The 351-nt window shown below is 62.1% G+C and carries 1 protein-coding gene; it reads left to right on the forward strand.

Going from position 1 to position 351, the window contains the following annotated elements; genetic code table 11:
• Nucleotides 1-24: 24 nt before the first annotated feature.
• Nucleotides 25-351: ATP-binding cassette domain-containing protein (locus DBR24_RS34190; protein ID WP_256591929.1), on the forward strand; the 327-nt coding region annotated here is incomplete at its 3' end.

The raw sequence follows: 351 nt of genomic DNA on the forward strand, positions 1-351 counted from the left end.
AACCACACACGCATCGGATTCTCCATGGGCGCAAGCATTCTCACCGCGAAGAACCTCAGCAAAGTGGTTCCCAGCGCGGAAGGTGAACTGACTATCCTGCACGAACTCAGCCTGGAACTGAACAAGGGCGACAGCCTGGCCATCGTCGGCGCGTCCGGTTCCGGCAAGTCCACCCTCCTCGGCCTGCTCGCCGGCCTCGACCTGCCGAGCAGTGGCGAAGTCATTCTCGCCGGCCAGGGCCTGAGCAATCTCGACGAAGACCAGCGCGCGCGCATCCGCGCCGAACACGTCGGCTTCGTCTTTCAGTCGTTCCAGTTGCTCGACAGCCTCAACGCACTGGAAAACGTCATG

Origin of the sequence: Pseudomonas sp. HMWF006, from assembly GCF_003061205.1 — a bacterium.
GTDB lineage: Bacteria > Pseudomonadota > Gammaproteobacteria > Pseudomonadales > Pseudomonadaceae > Aquipseudomonas > Aquipseudomonas monsensis.